The sequence below is a fragment of the Streptomyces davaonensis JCM 4913 genome, from assembly GCF_000349325.1.
Lineage (GTDB): Bacteria > Actinomycetota > Actinomycetes > Streptomycetales > Streptomycetaceae > Streptomyces > Streptomyces davaonensis.
Window position 1 is genome coordinate 4,822,746 of the sequence record NC_020504.1, and the last position, 17,627, is coordinate 4,840,372.

At 71.5% G+C, this 17,627-nt stretch carries 16 protein-coding genes; 8 read left to right on the plus strand and 8 right to left on the minus strand.

Annotated features, from left to right (window positions below; all coding sequences use genetic code 11):
- Positions 1-166: 166 nt before the first annotated feature.
- Positions 167-1,129: a glycoside hydrolase family 11 protein gene (locus tag BN159_RS21235; RefSeq protein ID WP_015659056.1), complete on the plus strand. Its 963-nt coding sequence runs from the start codon at positions 167-169 to the stop codon at positions 1,127-1,129.
- A gap of 18 nt (positions 1,130-1,147) precedes the next feature.
- On the plus strand, positions 1,148-2,104 hold the full coding sequence (locus tag BN159_RS21240) for a polysaccharide deacetylase family protein (RefSeq protein WP_015659057.1): 957 nt from the start codon (positions 1,148-1,150) through the stop codon (positions 2,102-2,104).
- Between the two features lie 27 nt (positions 2,105-2,131).
- Here the strand turns inward: BN159_RS21240 and BN159_RS21245 are convergent, their stop codons facing one another.
- The 5 genes from BN159_RS21245 to BN159_RS21265 form a co-directional block, all read right to left on the minus strand.
- Complete coding sequence (locus BN159_RS21245) at positions 2,132-3,079, minus strand: LysR family transcriptional regulator (RefSeq protein ID WP_015659058.1); 948 nt, start codon at positions 3,077-3,079, stop codon at positions 2,132-2,134.
- A gap of 32 nt (positions 3,080-3,111) precedes the next feature.
- The gene (locus BN159_RS21250; protein WP_015659059.1) at positions 3,112-3,807 is read right to left on the minus strand and encodes a type 1 glutamine amidotransferase domain-containing protein; all 696 of its coding nucleotides are present in this window, start codon (positions 3,805-3,807) and stop codon (positions 3,112-3,114) included.
- A 100-nt stretch (positions 3,808-3,907) separates the two neighbouring features.
- Positions 3,908-4,573, minus strand: a complete 666-nt coding sequence (locus BN159_RS21255) for a response regulator transcription factor (RefSeq protein WP_015659060.1) — start codon at positions 4,571-4,573, stop codon at positions 3,908-3,910.
- Complete coding sequence (locus BN159_RS21260) at positions 4,570-5,784, minus strand: sensor histidine kinase (RefSeq protein WP_015659061.1); 1,215 nt, start codon at positions 5,782-5,784, stop codon at positions 4,570-4,572. The genes BN159_RS21255 and BN159_RS21260 overlap by 4 nt, the downstream gene beginning before the upstream one ends.
- A gap of 112 nt (positions 5,785-5,896) precedes the next feature.
- A complete protein-coding gene (locus tag BN159_RS21265; protein WP_015659062.1) occupies positions 5,897-8,113 on the minus strand; it encodes an MMPL family transporter in 2,217 nt (738 codons plus the stop codon).
- A 289-nt stretch (positions 8,114-8,402) separates the two neighbouring features.
- On the opposite strand from BN159_RS21265, the gene BN159_RS21270 reads away from it, so the two are divergent.
- Both BN159_RS21270 and BN159_RS21275 read left to right on the plus strand, forming a co-directional pair.
- Positions 8,403-9,329 carry a peptidoglycan-binding protein gene (locus tag BN159_RS21270; RefSeq protein WP_015659063.1) on the plus strand — a complete coding sequence of 309 codons (927 nt, stop codon included), beginning with the start codon at positions 8,403-8,405 and terminating at the stop codon, positions 9,327-9,329.
- A 128-nt stretch (positions 9,330-9,457) separates the two neighbouring features.
- Positions 9,458-10,783 carry a lipase family protein gene (locus BN159_RS21275; protein WP_015659064.1) on the plus strand — a complete coding sequence of 442 codons (1,326 nt, stop codon included), beginning with the start codon at positions 9,458-9,460 and terminating at the stop codon, positions 10,781-10,783.
- Between the two features lie 34 nt (positions 10,784-10,817).
- Here the strand turns inward: BN159_RS21275 and BN159_RS21280 are convergent, their stop codons facing one another.
- On the minus strand, positions 10,818-11,576 hold the full coding sequence (locus BN159_RS21280; RefSeq protein ID WP_015659065.1) for an MBL fold metallo-hydrolase: 759 nt from the start codon (positions 11,574-11,576) through the stop codon (positions 10,818-10,820).
- An 82-nt stretch (positions 11,577-11,658) separates the two neighbouring features.
- Here BN159_RS21280 and BN159_RS21285 point away from each other — a divergent pair, with 82 nt between their 5' ends.
- The gene (locus tag BN159_RS21285) at positions 11,659-12,261 is read left to right on the plus strand and encodes a CGNR zinc finger domain-containing protein (RefSeq protein WP_015659066.1); all 603 of its coding nucleotides are present in this window, start codon (positions 11,659-11,661) and stop codon (positions 12,259-12,261) included.
- On the opposite strand, the gene BN159_RS21290 is transcribed toward BN159_RS21285, so the two are convergent.
- Positions 12,255-12,713: a hypothetical protein gene (locus tag BN159_RS21290; RefSeq protein WP_015659067.1), complete on the minus strand. Its 459-nt coding sequence runs from the start codon at positions 12,711-12,713 to the stop codon at positions 12,255-12,257. The genes BN159_RS21285 and BN159_RS21290 overlap by 7 nt on opposite strands.
- 186 nt (positions 12,714-12,899) lie before the next feature.
- Between BN159_RS21290 and BN159_RS21295 the strand changes: the two genes are divergently transcribed.
- Positions 12,900-13,436: a DUF7144 family membrane protein gene (locus tag BN159_RS21295; protein ID WP_015659068.1), complete on the plus strand. Its 537-nt coding sequence runs from the start codon at positions 12,900-12,902 to the stop codon at positions 13,434-13,436.
- Between the two features lie 65 nt (positions 13,437-13,501).
- Positions 13,502-15,787, plus strand: coding sequence for an ATP-binding protein (locus BN159_RS21300; RefSeq protein WP_015659069.1), 2,286 nt, complete (start codon positions 13,502-13,504; stop codon positions 15,785-15,787).
- A 229-nt stretch (positions 15,788-16,016) separates the two neighbouring features.
- Here the strand turns inward: BN159_RS21300 and BN159_RS21305 are convergent, their stop codons facing one another.
- A complete protein-coding gene (locus BN159_RS21305) occupies positions 16,017-16,385 on the minus strand; it encodes a DUF6479 family protein (protein ID WP_041819617.1) in 369 nt (122 codons plus the stop codon).
- A 113-nt stretch (positions 16,386-16,498) separates the two neighbouring features.
- Between BN159_RS21305 and BN159_RS21310 the strand changes: the two genes are divergently transcribed.
- Complete coding sequence (locus tag BN159_RS21310; protein WP_015659071.1) at positions 16,499-17,623, plus strand: aminopeptidase P family protein; 1,125 nt, start codon at positions 16,499-16,501, stop codon at positions 17,621-17,623.
- Positions 17,624-17,627: the final 4 nt, after the last annotated feature.

A 17,627-nucleotide genomic window follows, 5' to 3' on the forward strand; every position in this document is an offset into this window, starting at 1 on the left:
TCGCGATCCAAGGTCCATAAATTGATCTTGCAATCGGCAGGCGCCGAAGCAGAAGGTCACACCAACCCGATCACCTGGCCTAATACTCGCCATCCATCTCCGAATGTTTCGTAACAGTTGCCGAAACTATTGACACTTGACGTGCCCCGGCCAACACTCCCACCCCATGAAGAACTCACTCGCACGGTTACGACTACTCATCAGCGGCGCCTGTGCCGTGCTGCTGGTCTCCCTCGGTGCGGTCACTGCGCATGCCGACACCGTGGTCACCACGAATCAGACCGGGACCAACAACGGGTACTACTACTCGTTCTGGACGGACTCCCAGGGCACCGTCTCGATGAACCTGGCGTCCGGGGGCAGTTACAGCACCCAGTGGAGCAACACCGGGAACTTCGTCGCCGGGAAGGGCTGGGCCAACGGGGCCCGGCGGACCGTCACCTACTCCGGCACCTTCAATCCGTCCGGCAATGCCTACCTGGCGCTGTACGGATGGACCGCGAACCCGCTCGTCGAGTACTACATCGTCGACAACTGGGGCACCTACCGGCCCACGGGGACCTTCAAGGGCACGGTCACCACCGACGGCGGGACGTACGACATCTACAAGACGACCCGGTACAACGCCCCGTCCGTGGAAGGCAACAAGACCTTCGACCAGTACTGGAGCGTCCGGCAGTCCAAGCGGACCGGCGGCACCATCACCACCGGCAACCACTTCGACGCCTGGGCCCGCGCCGGAATGCCCCTCGGCAGCTTCAACTACTACATGATCATGGCGACCGAGGGTTACCAGAGCAGTGGTAGCTCCAACATCACGGTCGGCGGCACCAGCGGTGGAGGTGGAGGTGGAGGAGGCGGCACCGGGTGTTCCGCGACTCTCTCCGCCGGGCAGCAGTGGAGCGACCGGTACAACCTCAACGTCTCCGTCACCGGCTCCAGCAACTGGACCGTCACCATGAATGTGCCGAGTCCGGCCAAGGTTCTCTCCACCTGGAACGTCAGCGCCAGTTACCCCAGTTCACAAGTCCTGACCGCCAAACCCAACGGCAGTGGAAACAACTGGGGCGTCACCATCCAGCACAACGGCAACTACACATGGCCAACGGTCTCCTGCACGGCGAGCTGACGGGAGGGGGACCGATCGATGAGACACCTACTCGCGAAAATGGCGGTCGTCCTCATGGCCGTAGCAGCCACGCTCAGCGTCAACTCCGCCCCGGCGCAGGCCGCGACCTGCAACGGCTACGTCGGCCTCACCTTCGACGACGGTCCGTCGGGCAACACCTCGGCCCTGCTCAGCGCGCTCACCCAGAACGGGCTGCGGGCCACGATGTTCAACCAGGGCCAGTACGCCGCCGCCAACCCGGCACAGGTCCGCGCCCAGGTGAACGCCGGTATGTGGGTGGCCAACCACAGCTACACCCACCCGCATCTGACCCAGCTCAGCCAGGCACAGATCGACTCCGAGCTGGCACGGACCCAGCAAGCCATCTCCGCCGCGGGCGGCGGTACGCCGGTGCTGTTCCGGCCGCCGTACGGCGAGACCAACGCGACCGTGCGCGCGGTGGAGGCCAAGTACGGGCTGCGGGAGGTGCTCTGGGACGTCGACTCGCAGGACTGGAACGGTGCGAGTACCGACGCGATCGTGGCGGCCGCCGGACGGCTCCAGAGCGGCCAGGTCATCCTGATGCACGACTGGTCCGCCAACACCCTCGCCGCGATCCCCCGCATCGCCCAGGGACTCGCGGCCCGCAACCTGTGCGCCGGGATGATCTCCCCGACGACGGGGCGGGCCGTGGCCCCGACCGGCGGGGGCGGCGGTGGAGGCGGGGGCAGTAGTTGTACGGCGACTCTCTCCGCCGGGCAGCAGTGGAGCGACCGCTACAACCTCAACGTCTCCGTCACCGGGTCCAGCAACTGGACCGTCACCATGACCCTGCCCAGCCCGGCCAGGGTCCTCTCCACCTGGAACGTCAGCGCCAGTTACCCCAGTTCACAAGTCCTCACCGCCAAACCCAACGGCAGCGGCAACAACTGGGGCGTCACCATCCAGCACAACGGCAACCACACCTGGCCAACAGTCTCCTGCGCGGCGAGCTGACGGCCCCGGAGTCTGGGCCCCACCCCGTCACCACGTGGGGCCCAGGCTCAGCAGCAGGTCCCGTACCTGCCTGACATGCGGGTTCTCGGAGGTCCCCGGGCGTTGGACCAAGTACCCGGTGTTGATCGGCGCGTCCTCCGGCTCATGCAGGGGGACCAACACGCCTGCGGACAGCTCAGGTTCGCAGAGGTAGCGCGGCAGGACCGAGAACCCCGCGCCCGCCGTCACCGCCGTCAGAACACCCCGCAGGTCCGGCATCGTCACGGCGGCCCGGCAGTTCAGGCGCTGCTCGAAGACGTGCCGCCAGTAGCGGCGGAGGATCGGGAGGTCCTCGGCGTAGGCGATCAGGGGGACGGTGTGCAGGACGCCGGGGCCCTCGGTCGTCACGCGGTCGCCGATCCGGTCCGCCCACACCGGCGCGGCGGCCAGCACGAACTCCTCGTCGAGCAGCGGGCTCGACATCAGGGCCCGGCCCCGGGGGCGGTGGGTGGCGACGACCAGGTCGTGGCGGCCCGCCCGCAACTCCTCCAGCAGCGGATCCGTCAGCCCGGGCGTCACCCGCAGCCGTACGCCCTCGGCGACCAGCGGGGCCAGCGCGGGCAGGATCCGCAGGCAGAGGACTTCGGCGGGGCCGGCCAGATGGACCGGGGCCGGCGGGCCCGCCTCCGCCGGGTCGTGGCCGGTCGCCGCGAGCAGCGCGTCGAGCGGGGCGGCGACCCTGGCGGCCAGGTCATGGGCGTACGAGGTGGGCGTGACGCCCCTGGGCAGCCGGGCGAACAGCTCGCGGCCCGACTGCCGCTCCAGGGCCTTCACCTGGGTGGTCACCGTGGGCTGGGAGATGCCCAGCAACTGCGCGGCGGCGGTGAAGGAGCCGGAGCGGTAGACGGCGAGGAACGTCCGGACCAGGTTCAGGTCCTGGGTGACCGGGCCGGCACCCCGGGCACCCAGCGCTCCATCGGCATCCTTATGGCTCACACCCGCGAGCCTAATGCGCCCGTATGGCCCGATCAGGCCAGCTTCTTCAGCAGCTCGGCCGCCAGCGGGGCCGAGGAGGCGGGGTTCTGGCCGGTCACGAGGTTGCGGTCGACGACCACGTGCGGCGCCCACGGCTCGGCGGCCTGCACCTCGACGCCCGCCTCGACGAGCCGGGTCTCCAGCAGCCACTTCGCCTTGGGGGCGAGGCCGGCCTGGGTCTCCTCGGCGTTGGTGAAGGCGGCGACCTGGTATCCGGCGAAGGCGTTGGCGCCGTCCTCGCGGGTGGCGGCGAGCAGCGCGGCCGGTCCGTGGCAGACCACGCCGAGCGGCAGGCCGGAGTCGAGGGCGTCGACGAGGATCCGGCCGGAGACGGCGTCGACCGCCAGGTCCTCCATGGGGCCGTGGCCGCCGGGGTAGAGGACGGCGGCGTAGTCGCCGAGGTTCACGTCCTCCAGCCGGATGGGGCGCTGGAGCTCGGTCATCGCGGCGAGCCCCGCCGCGACCGCGTCCGCGTTCTCCTGACCGCCGTTGACCTCGGGAGCGAGGCTGCCCTGGTCGACGGTGGGAACGACGCCGCCGGGCGTGGCGACGACGATCTCGTGGCCCTCGGCGGTGAACCGCTGGTACGGGGCGACGACCTCCTCGGCCCAGAAGCCGGAGGGGTGGCGGGTGCCGTCGGCGAGGGTCCAGTAGTCGACGCCGGTCAGCACGAAGAGGATCTTCGACATGGTGAGAACTCCAGAGAGTGCAAGTGGTTCAGGAGCTCGAACGTAAGCCCGCCGACCCATTGGTTTCCAATGAGGAATCCAATCCCATCCATTGATATCCCTATGGCTGCACGAGACCCGTCTGATACGCGATGACGACGAGCTGCGCCCGGTCCCGCGCGTTGAGCTTGGTCATCGCCCGGTGGATGTGGGTCCGTACCGTCAGCGGGCTCACCACCAGCAGCTCGGCGATCTCGGCGTTGGACTTGCCCTCCGCCGCCAGCGCCATCACCTCCCGCTCCCGGCCGGTCAGTTCGGCCAGCCGCTCCGGGGGCGCCAGCTGGGTGCCGGGCGCCGGGGAGGTGAGGAAGCGGGTGATGAGGGTGCGGGTGGCGCCGGGTGACAGCAGGGAGTCGCCGGAGGCCACCGTGCGGATCCCGGCCAGCAGGGCGTCCGCGGTGACGTCCTTGCCGAGGAAGCCGCTGGCCCCGGCCCGCAGCGCCTGGGCGACGTAGTCCTCGGTCTCGAAGGTGGTGAGGATCAGCACCCTCGTCGCGGCGAGCGCGGGGTCCGCGCAGATCGCGGACGTGCCGGACAGGCCGTCCGTGCCGGGCATCCGGATGTCCATCAGCACCACGTCCGGATGGTGGGCGCGGGTCAGCTCCAGCGCCTCCGCGCCGTCGGACGCCTCCCCGACGACGTCCATGTCGGGATTGGAGTCGATCAGTATCCGGAAGGTGGCCCGCAACAGGGCCTGGTCGTCGGCGAGCAGGACCCTGATGGTCATGGGGTCTCTCTTTCTACGGCGGCGGACGGCTGGAGCGGCAGCGCGGTGGTGACCTCGAAACCGCCCTCGGGGCGTGGGCCCGCGCACAGCTCGCCGCCGATGGAATTGGCGCGCTCCCGCATGCCCATCAGCCCGAAGCCGCCGGAAGCGGCGGTGGTGGGGGCGGCCGGTCCGTCGTTGCTGACGGTGATGAGCAGCCGCGCGTCGGCGTAGGTGAAGCGGACGTGGGCGTGGGAGCTGGTGGCGTGCTTGGAGACGTTGGTGAGGGCCTCCTGCACGATCCGGTAGGCGGTCAGGTCCGCGCCCGGCGACAGGGGGCGGGGCTCGCCCTCCGTGGTGACGGTGACGCCGAGGCCCGCCGAGCGGTACGACGCGATCAGCTCGGGCAGCCGGGCCAGGCCGGGGGCGGGCTCCAGGCCCTCGCCCTGCGGGTGGTCGTCCGCGCGCAGCAGGCCCAGGGTGGCCTTGAGCTCGCGCAGCGCCGAGGAGGTCGTACCGGTGAGGTCGTTGAGGATCTTCTCGCTCTGCTCGGGGTTGCTGCGCGCGAGGTGGGCGGCGGTACCGGCCTGCGCGTTGGCCAGCGCCAGGTGGTGGGCGACGACGTCGTGCAGCTCACGGGCGATGCGCATGCGTTCCTCGGCGACCCGCAGCCTCGCCTCCTCCTCCCGGGTGCGCTCGGCGTGCTCGGCACGGGCCTGCACGGACTCCAGGTAGTCGCGCCGCAGCCGGGCCATGTTGCCGGCGACGATCGGCAGGGCCAGCCAGAAGACGGGTCCGATCACCGTCAGGACGATGGAGAGATCGGGGATGTTCTCGCTGGCCACGTTCACGGTCAGCAGCGCCACCGCGACGACGGCGGCGTACGCGCGGACGGTCCTGCGGTCGCACAGGACGGCGAGCCAGTACATCGCCGCGAGCAGCGGGGCCAGCAGCAGCGGGGTGAGCAGATAGCCGCGCGCGATGGCGGCGACCGTGACCAGCGCGACCACGACGACGACCGTGCGCGTGTGGGTGCGGTACTTCAGCAGGACGAAGCAGGACAGGCCGAGCATGACCTCCAGGGGCTTGCCCGAGTCCGGGGTGCTGGTGCCGGGGAGGCTGAGCTGGGTGCCGAGGCTCGCGCAGCCGATCAGGGCCAGCACCATCACCACGTCGAGGGCGCGCGGCCAGCGCGCCGCGTAGCGCTCGATGCGGTCGGCGTAGCTCTCCATGTTGGTGATCACGGGCGGCTCTCTCGGTCAGTGGTGCTGACATCCATGGTGGACGATGCGGGGCCGCCCGGGTCGGTGACGACGACCACGGGCGGCCCCTGCGCCGCACGCCTCAGGCGCGCGCGACCTCCTTCTCGGCCGGTACGGCGGACGGCTCGACCGGACGGTTCAGCGCCTCGCCCTCCACGTCGACCCGGGGCAGGATCCGGTCCAGCCACTTCGGCAGCCACCAGGCCTTGTCGCCGAGCAGGGCGAGGACGGCCGGGACGATCGCCATCCGGACCACGAAGGCGTCGAAGAGGACGGCCGCGGCGAGCCCGAAGCCAATCATCTTGATCATGGAGTCGCTCTCGCCGATGAACCCGGCGAACACCGCGATCATGATCAGCGCGGCCGCCACGACCACCCGGGCGCTGTGCCGGAAACCGGAGGTCACGGCCTGGGCGGGGCTCTCGCCGTGGACGTAGGCCTCGCGCATCCGCGAGACCAGGAAGACCTCGTAGTCCATCGCGAGTCCGAAGACGATGCCCACCAGGAAGATCGGCATCAGGCTCATGATCGGGCCGGTGGTCTCCACGCCCAGGAGTTCGGCGCCGTGGCCCTGCTGGAAGACCACGACCACCGCGCCGAGGGAGGCGAGCACCGAGAGCAGGAAGCCGAGGGCCGCCTTCAGCGGGACCAGGATCGACCGGAAGACCACCAGCAGCAGGATCACGGCGAGGCCGACCACGAGGATCAGATACGGCACCAGCGCGGACTGCACCTTGTCGGCGATGTCGATGTTCATCGCGGTGGTGCCGGTGACGTCGAAGGTGGCCCCGGTCGCGGACTCCATGTCCGGCCGCTCGCCGCGGATGGAGGTGACCAGGTCCTTGGTCTTCTCGTCGGTCGGCGCGGTGGCCGGGACGACGGAGAAGACAGCGGTGTCACCGGCCTCGTTGAACTGGGCGGGGGACACCGACACCACGCCCTCGGTGCCGCCGATCTCCTTGGAGATCGTGTCCGCGGCGGCCTTCGGGTCCTCGGCGCCCTTGGCGTCCACGACCACGGTCAGCGGCCCGTTGAAGCCGGGCCCGAAGCCCTCGGCGAGCGCGTCGTAGGCCCGGCGCTCGGTCGTCGACGTCGACTTGGCCTCGTCGCCGGGCATGCCGAGCTGGAGGTCGGTCATCGGTATCGCCAGGGCGCCGAGGCCCACGACGCCGAGGAGCAGCACGGGCAGCGGGCGGCGCAGCACGAAGCGGGCCCAGCGGGTGCCGCCGTTGTCCTTCCTCGGGGTCTCCGCGGTCGTACGGCCGGCTCGGCGGGCCTTGCGGTCCTTGCGGGCCAGGACGGCGTTGGGCCAGAAGCCGAGCAGGGCCGGGACGAGGGTCAGCGCGATCAGTACGCCGACGACGACCGCGCCCGCGGCGGCCAGGCCCATCTTGGTCAGCATCGGGATGCCGACGACGGAGAGCCCGGCGAGCGCGATGACGACGGTGAGACCCGCGAAGACGACCGCGGAACCCGCGGTGCCGGTGGCGAGGGCGGTGGCCTCCTGGGGCGCCCGCCCCTTGGCGCGCTCCTCGCGGTAGCGGGAGACGACGAACAGGGCGTAGTCGATGCCGACGGCCAGGCCCAGCATCGTCGCCAGGGTGCCGGTGGTGCTGGACAGACCGAGGGCGGTGGACAGGGCCGTGATGGTGGCCATGCTGACGGCGACGCCGATGATGGCGGTGAGCAGCGGAAGTCCGGCGGCGGCCAGCGAGCCGAAGGTGATCAGCAGCACGACCGCGGCGATGGCGACGCCGATCATCTCGGCGGCGCCGCCCGGGCCGCCGGTGTCCTCCAGGGCGGTCCCGCCGGCCTCGACGGTGAGCCCGGAGCCCTGGGCGTGTTCGAGCGCCTCCTCCAGATGCGTCTTGCTCGCGTCGGTGAGATCGACGGCGCCGACCTTGTAGGTGACGGTCGTGTACGCCGTGGAGCCGTCCTTGCTGACCGCGCCGGCCTTGAAGGGGTCCACGGCGCTCGCGACCTGCGAGCCGTCCCCGAGTTCGGCGACCGCTGCCTCGACGGCCGCCTTGTTCTCGGTGGCCGTGACCTTCTCGCCGCCCGGCGCGACGAAGACGACCCGGGCGGTGGCGCTGTCGCCGGTGGTGCCGGGGAAGCGCTCCTCCAGCAGGTCGAACGCCTGCTGCGATTCGATCCCCGGCATGGAGAACTCCTCGTCGACGGCGCCCGAGGAACTCATGGCGCCGAACCCGACGGCGGCCAGGACGGCGGCCCAGACCAGGGCGACGCGCCAGCGCCGCCGGAAGGCCAGGCGGCCCAGTCGATACAGGAAAGTAGCCACGAGGAGAGGTCTCCAGATCTGGATGTCGAAGGTTCCTCAAGGCTCCCGGGGCAAGGGGTCCCGTGTCGTCGTGCGGCTGCCGACACTGCGCGGTACTGAATCCGCAGTACTGCCCCCTTCGGGGCTCCCACCGGGGGACGACGGCGCATCGCCCTCAGGTCGCGCCCCGCCCCCGACTGTCCACAACCTGTGAATACCTCGTGCCGCCCCCGGTGGGGTGCCCAACTCCCCTAGGTTTTCCCGTGATTGGGCACGAAAGCCCTTCGAACACAAGAGCGCGGGAGCGGCCATGAGTACGAAGACAGGACCCCAGCGATACCCGGGCGCGAGCCGGGCCAACTGGTACCAGGACGACTTCGGCGGCGACGCCATGCAGGTCAACGTCGTCGTCCTGCACACCACCGAGGGCCGCTCACTGCCCGGGTACGGCGGTGGCGGCTCCGCGCCGAACCTGACGGCGGTGCCGGACCTCGGGGCGAGGAAGCTGAAGTGGTACCAGCACTTCGACATCGAGACCTCCTCCCGGGCGCTGGTCAACCTCAGCGGCGGCGTCGAGACCAACACCCTGAACGTCTGCCAGGTCGAGCTGGTCGGCACCTGCGACCCCAAGACCCACGCGAAGTGGAAGAAGGCCGGCGACGCACACCTGTACTGGCCGGAGGCCCCGGAGTGGGCACTGCTCGGCGTGGCCCGCTTCCTGTCCTGGATGCACGAGGAGCACGGCGTCCCACTGTCCGGCCCGAAGTCCTGGCCCGCCTACCCGACGTCGTTCGCCAACGGCGGCGGCCAGCGCATGTCGGGCACGAGGTGGGAGGCGTTCAAGGGGGTGTGCGGGCACATGCATGTGCCGGAGAATCAGCACGGCGACCCTGGTGCCGTCGACTTCGCCCGGCTGCTGAAGCATGCCAAGGCCGATCTCGATCTCGGGGACGACGAGGAGCCGACGGAGACCAAGCCTGGGACCGCCAAGCCCGCGGTGCCTGCCTTCCCCGGACGCAAGTTCTTCCGTGCGGGTGCCTCCAACGAGCATGTGCTCACGCTCGGCAGGCAGCTGGTCAAGCGGGGGTTCGGCGATCACTACAAGGTCGGGCCCAGCAAGGTGTGGGGCGAGGCGGATCGGCTGAATGTGCGGGACTTCCAGAAGTCGCGGCCGGAGCTGCGTGGGGACGCCGACGGGCATCCCGGGCCCCTCACATGGCGGCTGCTGTTCTCGTGAACACTTCAATGAGAACTTAAATTACTGAACCGTAACCTACCGACCAGTATTAACCCGGTTGTTACCGGCGGTACGGTCCTGGCGAACCAACCCGCACTCCTGCCAGCCGCTTCAACAGGAGGTTCGCCATGCCCGTACGCAGACGGCTCCTGGCCGCAAGCGTCATCGCCGCTGCATGTCTCGGCGCCCAGGCCCTCTCCGGGACCGCCGCCACGGCCGCGGACGAGGTCGTGTCCCGGGGCGTCACCATCCCGGCGTTCTACAACCCGCCCAGCACCCTGCCCGACGCGGACGGCGCCCTCGTCCGCACCGAGCCGCTCAAGCTGGCCCTGAGCCTGCCCAGCCTGAACGGACCGCTGCCGGGCAAGGCCACCCGGCTCATGTACAAGTCCACCGACGCGTCCGGCAAGCCGGTCGCCGTCACCGGCGCCTACATCGAACCCTCGGCCGACTGGAAGGGCGAGGGCCCCCGGCCGCTGGTCGCACTCGCCCCTGGCACCATGGGCCAGGGCGACCAGTGCTCCGCGTCCCTGGGCCTGGAGCACCCGATCCGGTTCAACGGTGAGACGGTCTCCGTCGGCTACGAGGACCTGGCGATCTACCGGCTCCTCAGCAAGGGCGCGGCCGTCGTCGTCACCGACTACGCGGGCCTCGGCGCCACCGACCGCCTGCACACCTACGTCAACCGGGTCGACGAGGGGCACGCCCTCCTCGACGCCGCCCGTGCCGCCCGCAAGGTCGCCGGGGCCTCGGTCACCGCCGAGTCCCGGGTGGGCCTGTTCGGCTACAGCCAGGGCGGCGGGGCCAGCGCCGCGGCCGCCGAACTCCAGCGCTCCTACGCCCCCGACGTCAACCTCGCCGGCGCCTACTCCGGTGCCCCGCCCGCCGACCTGACCGAGGTCACCCGGGCCATCGACGGCAGCGGACTCGCCGGTGCGCTGGGCTGGTCCCTGAACGGCTTCGTCCAGTCCGAACCGGCGCTGAAGCCGATCGCGGACGCCCATCTGAACGCGGCCGGCAAGGCGGCGCTGGCCGACCTGTCGACGATGTGCGTGGGCGACGCCCTGTTCAAGTACGGCGGCGCCGACAGCACGAAGTGGACCAACGACGGCCGCACGGTCAGCGACATCATCGCCGCCACCCCGGAGCTGACGGCCTACCTCGACACCCACCGCATCGGCACCATGAAGCCGGCCGCCCCGGTCCGCGTGGTCACCGGCATCAGCGACGACCTGGTCCCCCACGGCCAGGCCCGGAGGCTGGCGACCGACTGGTGCGCCAAGGGCGCGAACGTGACCTACGAGGCCGAGCTGATCCCGCCCCTGGGCAATTCGCTCCTCAACCACCTCACCCCCCTGCTCACCGACCAGGGCGACGCGGTGGACTGGATCACGGACCGGCTGAACGGCAGGTCCGCGCACTCCAACTGCTGGAGCATGCCGCTCCAGCCGTGACGGCCCCCCACGGCCCCGATGGCCCTGACGGGGCTCAGTCCAGGCGGTCGGCCAGCCCGGCCGCCTGGAACGCGGTCACCACGTCCTCGCGCCCTTCCGTGAAGTGGGCCCAGCTGTCGCAGTGGACCGGCACGACACGGCGGGCGCCGAGGATCCGCGCCGCCTCCGCCGCCTGGGCGCTGTCCAGGACGAGGGCCGCGTTGTCGAAGAGGACCGGGAAGCGGGGAGCGCCCGCGAAGAGTACGGCCGTGTCGACCGGCCCGAACCGGTCCGCGATCTCCTTCACCGCGTCCAGCGAGGCGTTGTCGCCGCTGACGTAGACCGAGGGCAGTCCTTCGCCGGTGAGCACGAACCCGACCACCTGGCCCGTGACGGGCTCGACGGTCTCGCGCGGGCCGGGGCCGTGGATGGCGGGTACGGCGGTGACCGTCACCGTGCCGCCGCCGGGCCGGTCGAGATCCAGCGTCTCCCAGTCCGCCAGTCCCTTTGCGGTGCCGCCGAGCCGGGCGCCCCCGCCGGGGGTGGTCAGGGTGAGCGGCACCTCGGCCAGCAGGGCGCGGCCCGCGCGGTCGAGGTTGTCCGCGTGCTCGTCGTGGGAGAGCAGGACCACGTCTATACGGCCCAGTTCCGCGGGAGCGGCCGAGGTCGGGGCCAGCTTGCGCAGGGTCGGACGGCCCGGGTTCGGGTACTCGCCGGGGGCGTCGAAGGTCGGGTCGGTGAGGAAGTTCAGGCCGCCGTACTCGAAGAAGGCGGTGGGGCCGCCGAGGACGCGGATGGGCAGGGTGCTGGACATGGATCAGGGCTCCTCACGGATGAGAGATTAGCTATCCGTGAGAGACGGTAGCCCTTTCTCACGGATGGGCGCAACACGTACCATGAGAGTCATGAGAGAGACCGTGGCCGCCGACGGCAGCGCGCCGCCGCCCGCACCCGGCGCGGAGCAGTACCCGGCACTGGACTTCGCCAACAGCACCGTCGCCCTGCCCGGCGGGCACTACCTGGACTTCCTCGGTACGGCCGAGGCGGCCGGGCAGTGGCTCGCGGAGCGTGGGCTCGCGCCCGTCGACGCCGGGATCCGGGAGATGTGCGCGGCGCAGTTGCGGTCCCTGCGCGAACAGATCCGGGCACTGCTCGCGGCCCGCCTCGACGGCGCCCCCGCGCCCAAGGGTGCGCTGGCCGCGGTGAACGACGCGCTCACCCGGGCACCGGCCGCCTCACTCCTGCACTGGAACGCCGACCGGGGCCTGTACCGGGCCGCCGCCCACCCCACCGACCAGATCCTCGACCACGCCCTGGCCGCGCTCGCCGCCGACGCCGCCGACCTGCTCACCGGCCCCGACGCCGACCGCCTCACGGCCTGCGGCTCCCCGCCCTGCAACCGCTACCTCCTGCGCCACGGCCGCCGCCACTGGTGCTCCACCCGCTGCGGCGACCGAGCCAGAGCGGCCCGCGCGTACGCCAGGAAGACCGCTCAGTAGCGCACCGCCCGCGCCACCTCCGCCTCGACCTCACCCGTGAGATCGCGGTTGCTGCGGGCCGTGGCCTCCTCGGACTCGCCGGACGCGACGTCGGAGATCGTCACGACGACCACGTCGAGGCGGTTGCCGCTGCTGTCGGTGAAGTCGACCTGTACGGCGAAGGACTTGGCCGAGTCGGCGGTGTTCTCCACGGTGACCGGGACCGTGGCGCGGCCGTCGGTGACGGGGTCGCCCAGCGTCACCGCGTCCTTGGCGTCGACGCCGTTCTTGATGTCGTCGATCTTCTTCTCCGCCTCGGCCGCCAGCGACTCGGCCGCCTCCGACACCCTGCTCGCCACACTCGACGCCACGCTCGACGGGGTGTCGTCGTCGGAGCACCCCGTCAGGGCCACCGACGCCGCGAGCGCGACAGCCGACAGCGCAGTCAGACAGCGGATCCGGTGGCCGGACATGACGCCTCCCAGTGCGGCGGGTTCCTTCATTGAAGGCCCGCGAACCCGCTCCCGCACCTCGGCGCCCGCCTCACCCGAACGGCCCACTCCCGTGGTGGCCGCCCGCCCCCGGGCGGAGGGTGGACGCGACGATCGACCGGCGGCCCGTGCTCACGCGCCGACCGCCCCGGAAGAACGGGACGCCCCATGACCCAGCAGCCGCAGCAGCAACCGCAGCCGACCGCCGAGGGGCAGCAGGAGCAGCAGGGCCAGCAGCCGCCCCCGGTCTGGGGTGAGACCAACCGGCCCGCCGGACCGTACACCGGGACCAGCGGTTACGCCGGACCCGTCCCCGGCGCCACTCCCTGGCAGACCGGCGGCCTGGTCTTCGCCGGTGTCCTGATGATGGTCAACGGCGTGGTCGCGATCCTCCAGGGCATCTCCGCCATCGCCACGGACGACGTGTACGACCGCATCGGCGATTACGTATACAAGATCAGCCTCACCGGCTGGGGCGTCATCCTGCTCTGCCTCGGCGCCGTGGCCCTGGTGGTCGGCTGGGGCATCCTCCAGGGCGCCTGGTGGGCCCGGATCACCGGTATCTTCCTGGCCTCCCTGAGCCTGATCGCCAGCTTCCTCTTCCTGCCGTACCAGCCGGTCTGGTCGGTCCTCATGGTCGCGCTGGACTTCTTCGTGATCTGGGCCCTGGCCACGGCTCCCGACAGGGAGAAGGCGGCTTCCTAGAACACTCTGTGGGGGTTTTCCACAGGGCACTCACGCTCGGCACCCGGCTGGCTACCCTTTGTCGCATGGGATTCGGCTTCGGGCAGCGGCGTGGCGGACAACTCCCGGTGGAGCTCACCAGTTTCGTGGGCCGGGCCGGTGAACTCGCCCTGATCCAGGGCGCCCTGGACCGGGCCCGGCTGATCACCCTGGTCGGCCCCGGCGGCGTCGGAAAGAGCCGTACGGCGTTACGCGCGGCCGGTGCGGCCGCCGGGCGGTTCGAGGACGGGGTGCGGCTCGTGGAGCTGTCCGCGCTGCACGACCCCGAGTTGATCCCGGCGACCGTGGCCGGAGTGCTGGAGCTGCCCGAGCAGTCCGGGATGAGCCCGCTGGACGCCGTGGTGGAACACCTGCGCCGGCGGCGGCTGTTGATCGTCCTGGACACCTGCGAGCACCTCGTGGACGCCTGCGCGATGCTCTGCGACATCCTGCTGCGCGAGGCCCCGGGCCTCGGCGTCCTCGCCACCAGCAGGCAGCCGCTGGACGTGCCCGGCGAGCACTGCGTGCCGATCCCGCCGCTGCCGGCCGAGGACGCCGTCGACCTGTTCGTGCAGCGCGCCGCGGCGGTGACCGGCGGCGCCGCCCTCACCCCCTCCGACCGCGAGCGCGCCCTCGCCCTGGCGGACCGCCTCGACGGCATCCCGCTCGCCCTGGAACTGGCCGCCGTCCGCCTGCGCGCCGTCCCGCTCGCGGAGCTGGTCGCCCGCCTGGACCGCCGCTTCGAGGTGCTCACCGGCGGCCGCCGCACCGCGCTCAGCCGCCACCAGACCCTGCGCACCGCCATCGGCTGGTCGCACGAACTGTGCACACCCCAGGAGCGGTTGCTGTGGGCGCGCCTGTCGGTCTTCGCGGGCTCCTTCGAGCTGTCCACCGCCGAGCGGGTCTGCGCGGACCCCGAACTGCCGCCCGAGCAGGTGGTGGAGGCGCTGATCGGGCTGGTCGACAAGTCGGTCGTGCAGCGCATCGGCGAGGGCGGCGGCCGCTACCGCCTGCTGGACACCATCCGCGAGTACGGCGCCGACATGCTCTCCGGCACGGGCGGCGCGGACGCCGTGCGACGGCGCCACTTCGCCTTCTACGACGATCTGGCGGACCGTTTCTGGGACGAGTTCGTGGGCCCCGCCCAGGTCCGGCTGCACCAGGCGGTGCGGGAGAACATCGCGGACGTGCGCGCGGCCCTGGAGTACGGCCTGGCCACCGAGGACCTGACCGCCGACGCCCTGTGGCTGGCGTCCCGGCTGGTGCCGCACTGGCGGGCCGCGGGCACCCTGTCCGAGGGCCGCTACTGGATGGACAAGGGCCTCGACCGCGTCCCGCAGGACTGCCCCGAGCGGGCCTGGGGCCTGTTCATGACCGGCGAGTGCGGGGTGTGGACCGGCGATCTGGAGACCGCCCTGGACCGTTTCCCGCAGGCCCTGGAGGTGGCCCGGCGGTCCGGTGAGAGCCGGGTGGAGCTGTTCGCGCAGGCGTATGTGGCCGCGCTGTCGGCGCTGGGCGGGGATGTCGAGGGCAGCCTGGCCGCCTTCGAGGAGGCCCGCGCCCGGATCGTCGCCACCGGCGACCTGCTCGGCATCGGCGTCGTGCACTACGAGGGCGCGCTGCTCAGGGCGATGCTCGGCGACACCGACGGCGCCATCGAGCTGTGCCGGGCGGGCCTGGCCCGTCTTGAGGGCACCGGCGACCGCCAGATGTACGGCTCCACGCTCGCCGCCCACGGCGTCGTGCTCGCGCTCACGGGCCGCCACGAGGAGGCCCTGGACCCGCTGCGCCGGGCCCTGGAGGCGGCGGGCGAGATCGGCGAGGTGCTGGTGGCGGCGCTGGCCTGCATGGGCCTGGCCTGGCACGCGGCCCACGAGGAACGCCCGGTGCGGGCCTCCTGGCTGCTGGGCTTCGCCGAGCACGCCCGGCGCCTGAACGGCGACCCGGTGGCTCTGCTGCCCCGGCTGCTGGAGGAGCAGGAGAAGGTCCGCGAGGAGGTGCGGGCCGCGCTCGGCGCCGCGGAGTTCGAGCGGTGGTGGGAGACGGGCGCGCGGATGTCGGGCCGCCAGGTCCTGGACGCCGTACGGGCGGACGCGGACGCGCCGCGGGGCGAGCGGGAGCCCTCGGCCGAGGTGCCGCGGCCCCGGCAGCTCGCGGATGTGCTGACCCGGCGGGAGCGGGAGGTGGCCGGTCTGGTCGCGGAGGGCATGTCGAACCGGGAGATCGCCGAGCGCCTGGTGATCTCCAAGCGCACGGTGGACGCCCACGTCGAGCACATCCTCGCCAAGCTGGGGATCACCTCGCGTACGGAGATCCCGGCGGCGCGTACGTAGGTACCGGGGCCGGGCGTTTAGGTGTACGGATCTTCGCCGATCTGTGCCGGAGCACCCCTCGACAGGGGGCAAGCTGGAAGAGCCGTCGGGGACCGGAGGTGCGGTCACCGGCAGTGCTGGTCAATCCCCACGGCTGTCATGGCATGGGTGCCCGCGCGAGCCTCCCCGGCGGCGACTCCCCCCGGAGCGGGGGCTGCCCCTGGTCGGCGGGGCAGCCCCCGGTCATCGCTCAGGTGTGTCCGAGGCCACCACTGCCGAAGGACCCACTGGACCCCGGCAGCCAGCGCTTACGGTGCTGGTCCTTTCCTCTCCGGCTTCCCGCATGGTGGAGTTCGTACGGCATGAGCCGTTCGCCCCCCTCCGTCTGCGGCACCTCGTCGGGCTCCCGCATCTCCCGCATCTCGTGGACCGGCCCGCCCTCGGGCATCTTGGGGTGGTCCTCGGGGTTGGGATGCGGCAGCTCACGGTCCATGACCCGCATGCCGAACTGCACGGCCCACACCAGTGCGCCGGCAATGACCAGGCCGCCGACAAACGCGGCGATCACGTTGAGTACCTCACTCGACGTGGCCGCAAGAACAACCGTCGTCGTACTCATGCTCCAATTATCACTCAATCGGAGGATTAGGCTCCTCCTGTGCGTGCCGCCGCCCGCCGCCCGCCCCTCCAATGGACAGGTCAGAGCAGGTCGGCGCAGGCGAGGGGTTCGACATGACCGAGGCACCCTCGGGCTTCACCGAGCAGGACCACGCCGACCGGATGGACCGGGCCACCCGGGACGCCATCGGCGCGGGGCTCGCGGGGCTGCTGGTCACCCCGGGACCCGATCTGACCTGGCTGTGCGGCTACCGCCCGACCGCGATCACCGAACGGCTCACGCTCCTCGTCCTCACCCCCGAGTCGGAGCCCCGGCTGCTGGTCCCCGCGCTGGAGCGCCCGGACGCGGAGGCGGCGCCCGGCGCGGGCGCGACACGGATCTCCGAGTGGCGCGACGGCCAGGACCCCTACGCGGCGGCGGCCGGCCTCCTCCGCCCGCAGGGCCACTACGGCGTCTCCGACTCCACCTGGGCCCTGCACCTGCTGGGCCTCCAGGAAGCCTTCCCGCTGACCACGTACCGCGCGCTGACGACCGTGCTGCCGATGCTGCGCGCGGTGAAGGACGCGCACGAGGTCGCCCGGCTCGCGGCGGCGGGCGCGGCGGCCGATGCCGCGTACGAGGAGATCCTCGCCGTCCCGTTCGCCGGGCGCCGGGAGCGGGAGGTGGCCGAGGACCTGGCGCGACTGCTCAAGGAGCACGGCCACTCGCAGGTCGACTTCACGGTCGTCGGCTCCGGGCCGAACGGCGCCGACCCGCACCACGAGGCGGGTGACCGGGTCATCCGGCGCGGCGACATGGTGGTCCTGGACTTCGGCGGCCTCAAGGACGGCTACGGCTCAGACACCACCCGCACGGTCCACGTCGGCGAGCCCACCGAGGAGGAGCTGCGGGTCCACGAGATCGTGCGTACGGCCCAGCAGGCGGCCTTCGAGGCGGTGCGCCCCGGAGTGGCCTGCCAGGAGATCGACCACATGGCCCGCTCGGTCATCGCGGACGCCGGATACGGCGAGTACTTCATCCACCGCACCGGGCACGGCATCGGCGTCACGACCCACGAGCCGCCGTACATGGTGGCGGGGGAGGAACTGCCGCTGGTCCCCGGCATGTGTTTCTCGATCGAGCCGGGCATCTACCTACCGGGCCGCTTCGGCGTAAGGATCGAGGACATCGTGACCTGCACGGAGGACGGCGGCCGCAGGCTGAACAACACGCCCCGGGAGATGACGTTCGTGGAGTGAAGGT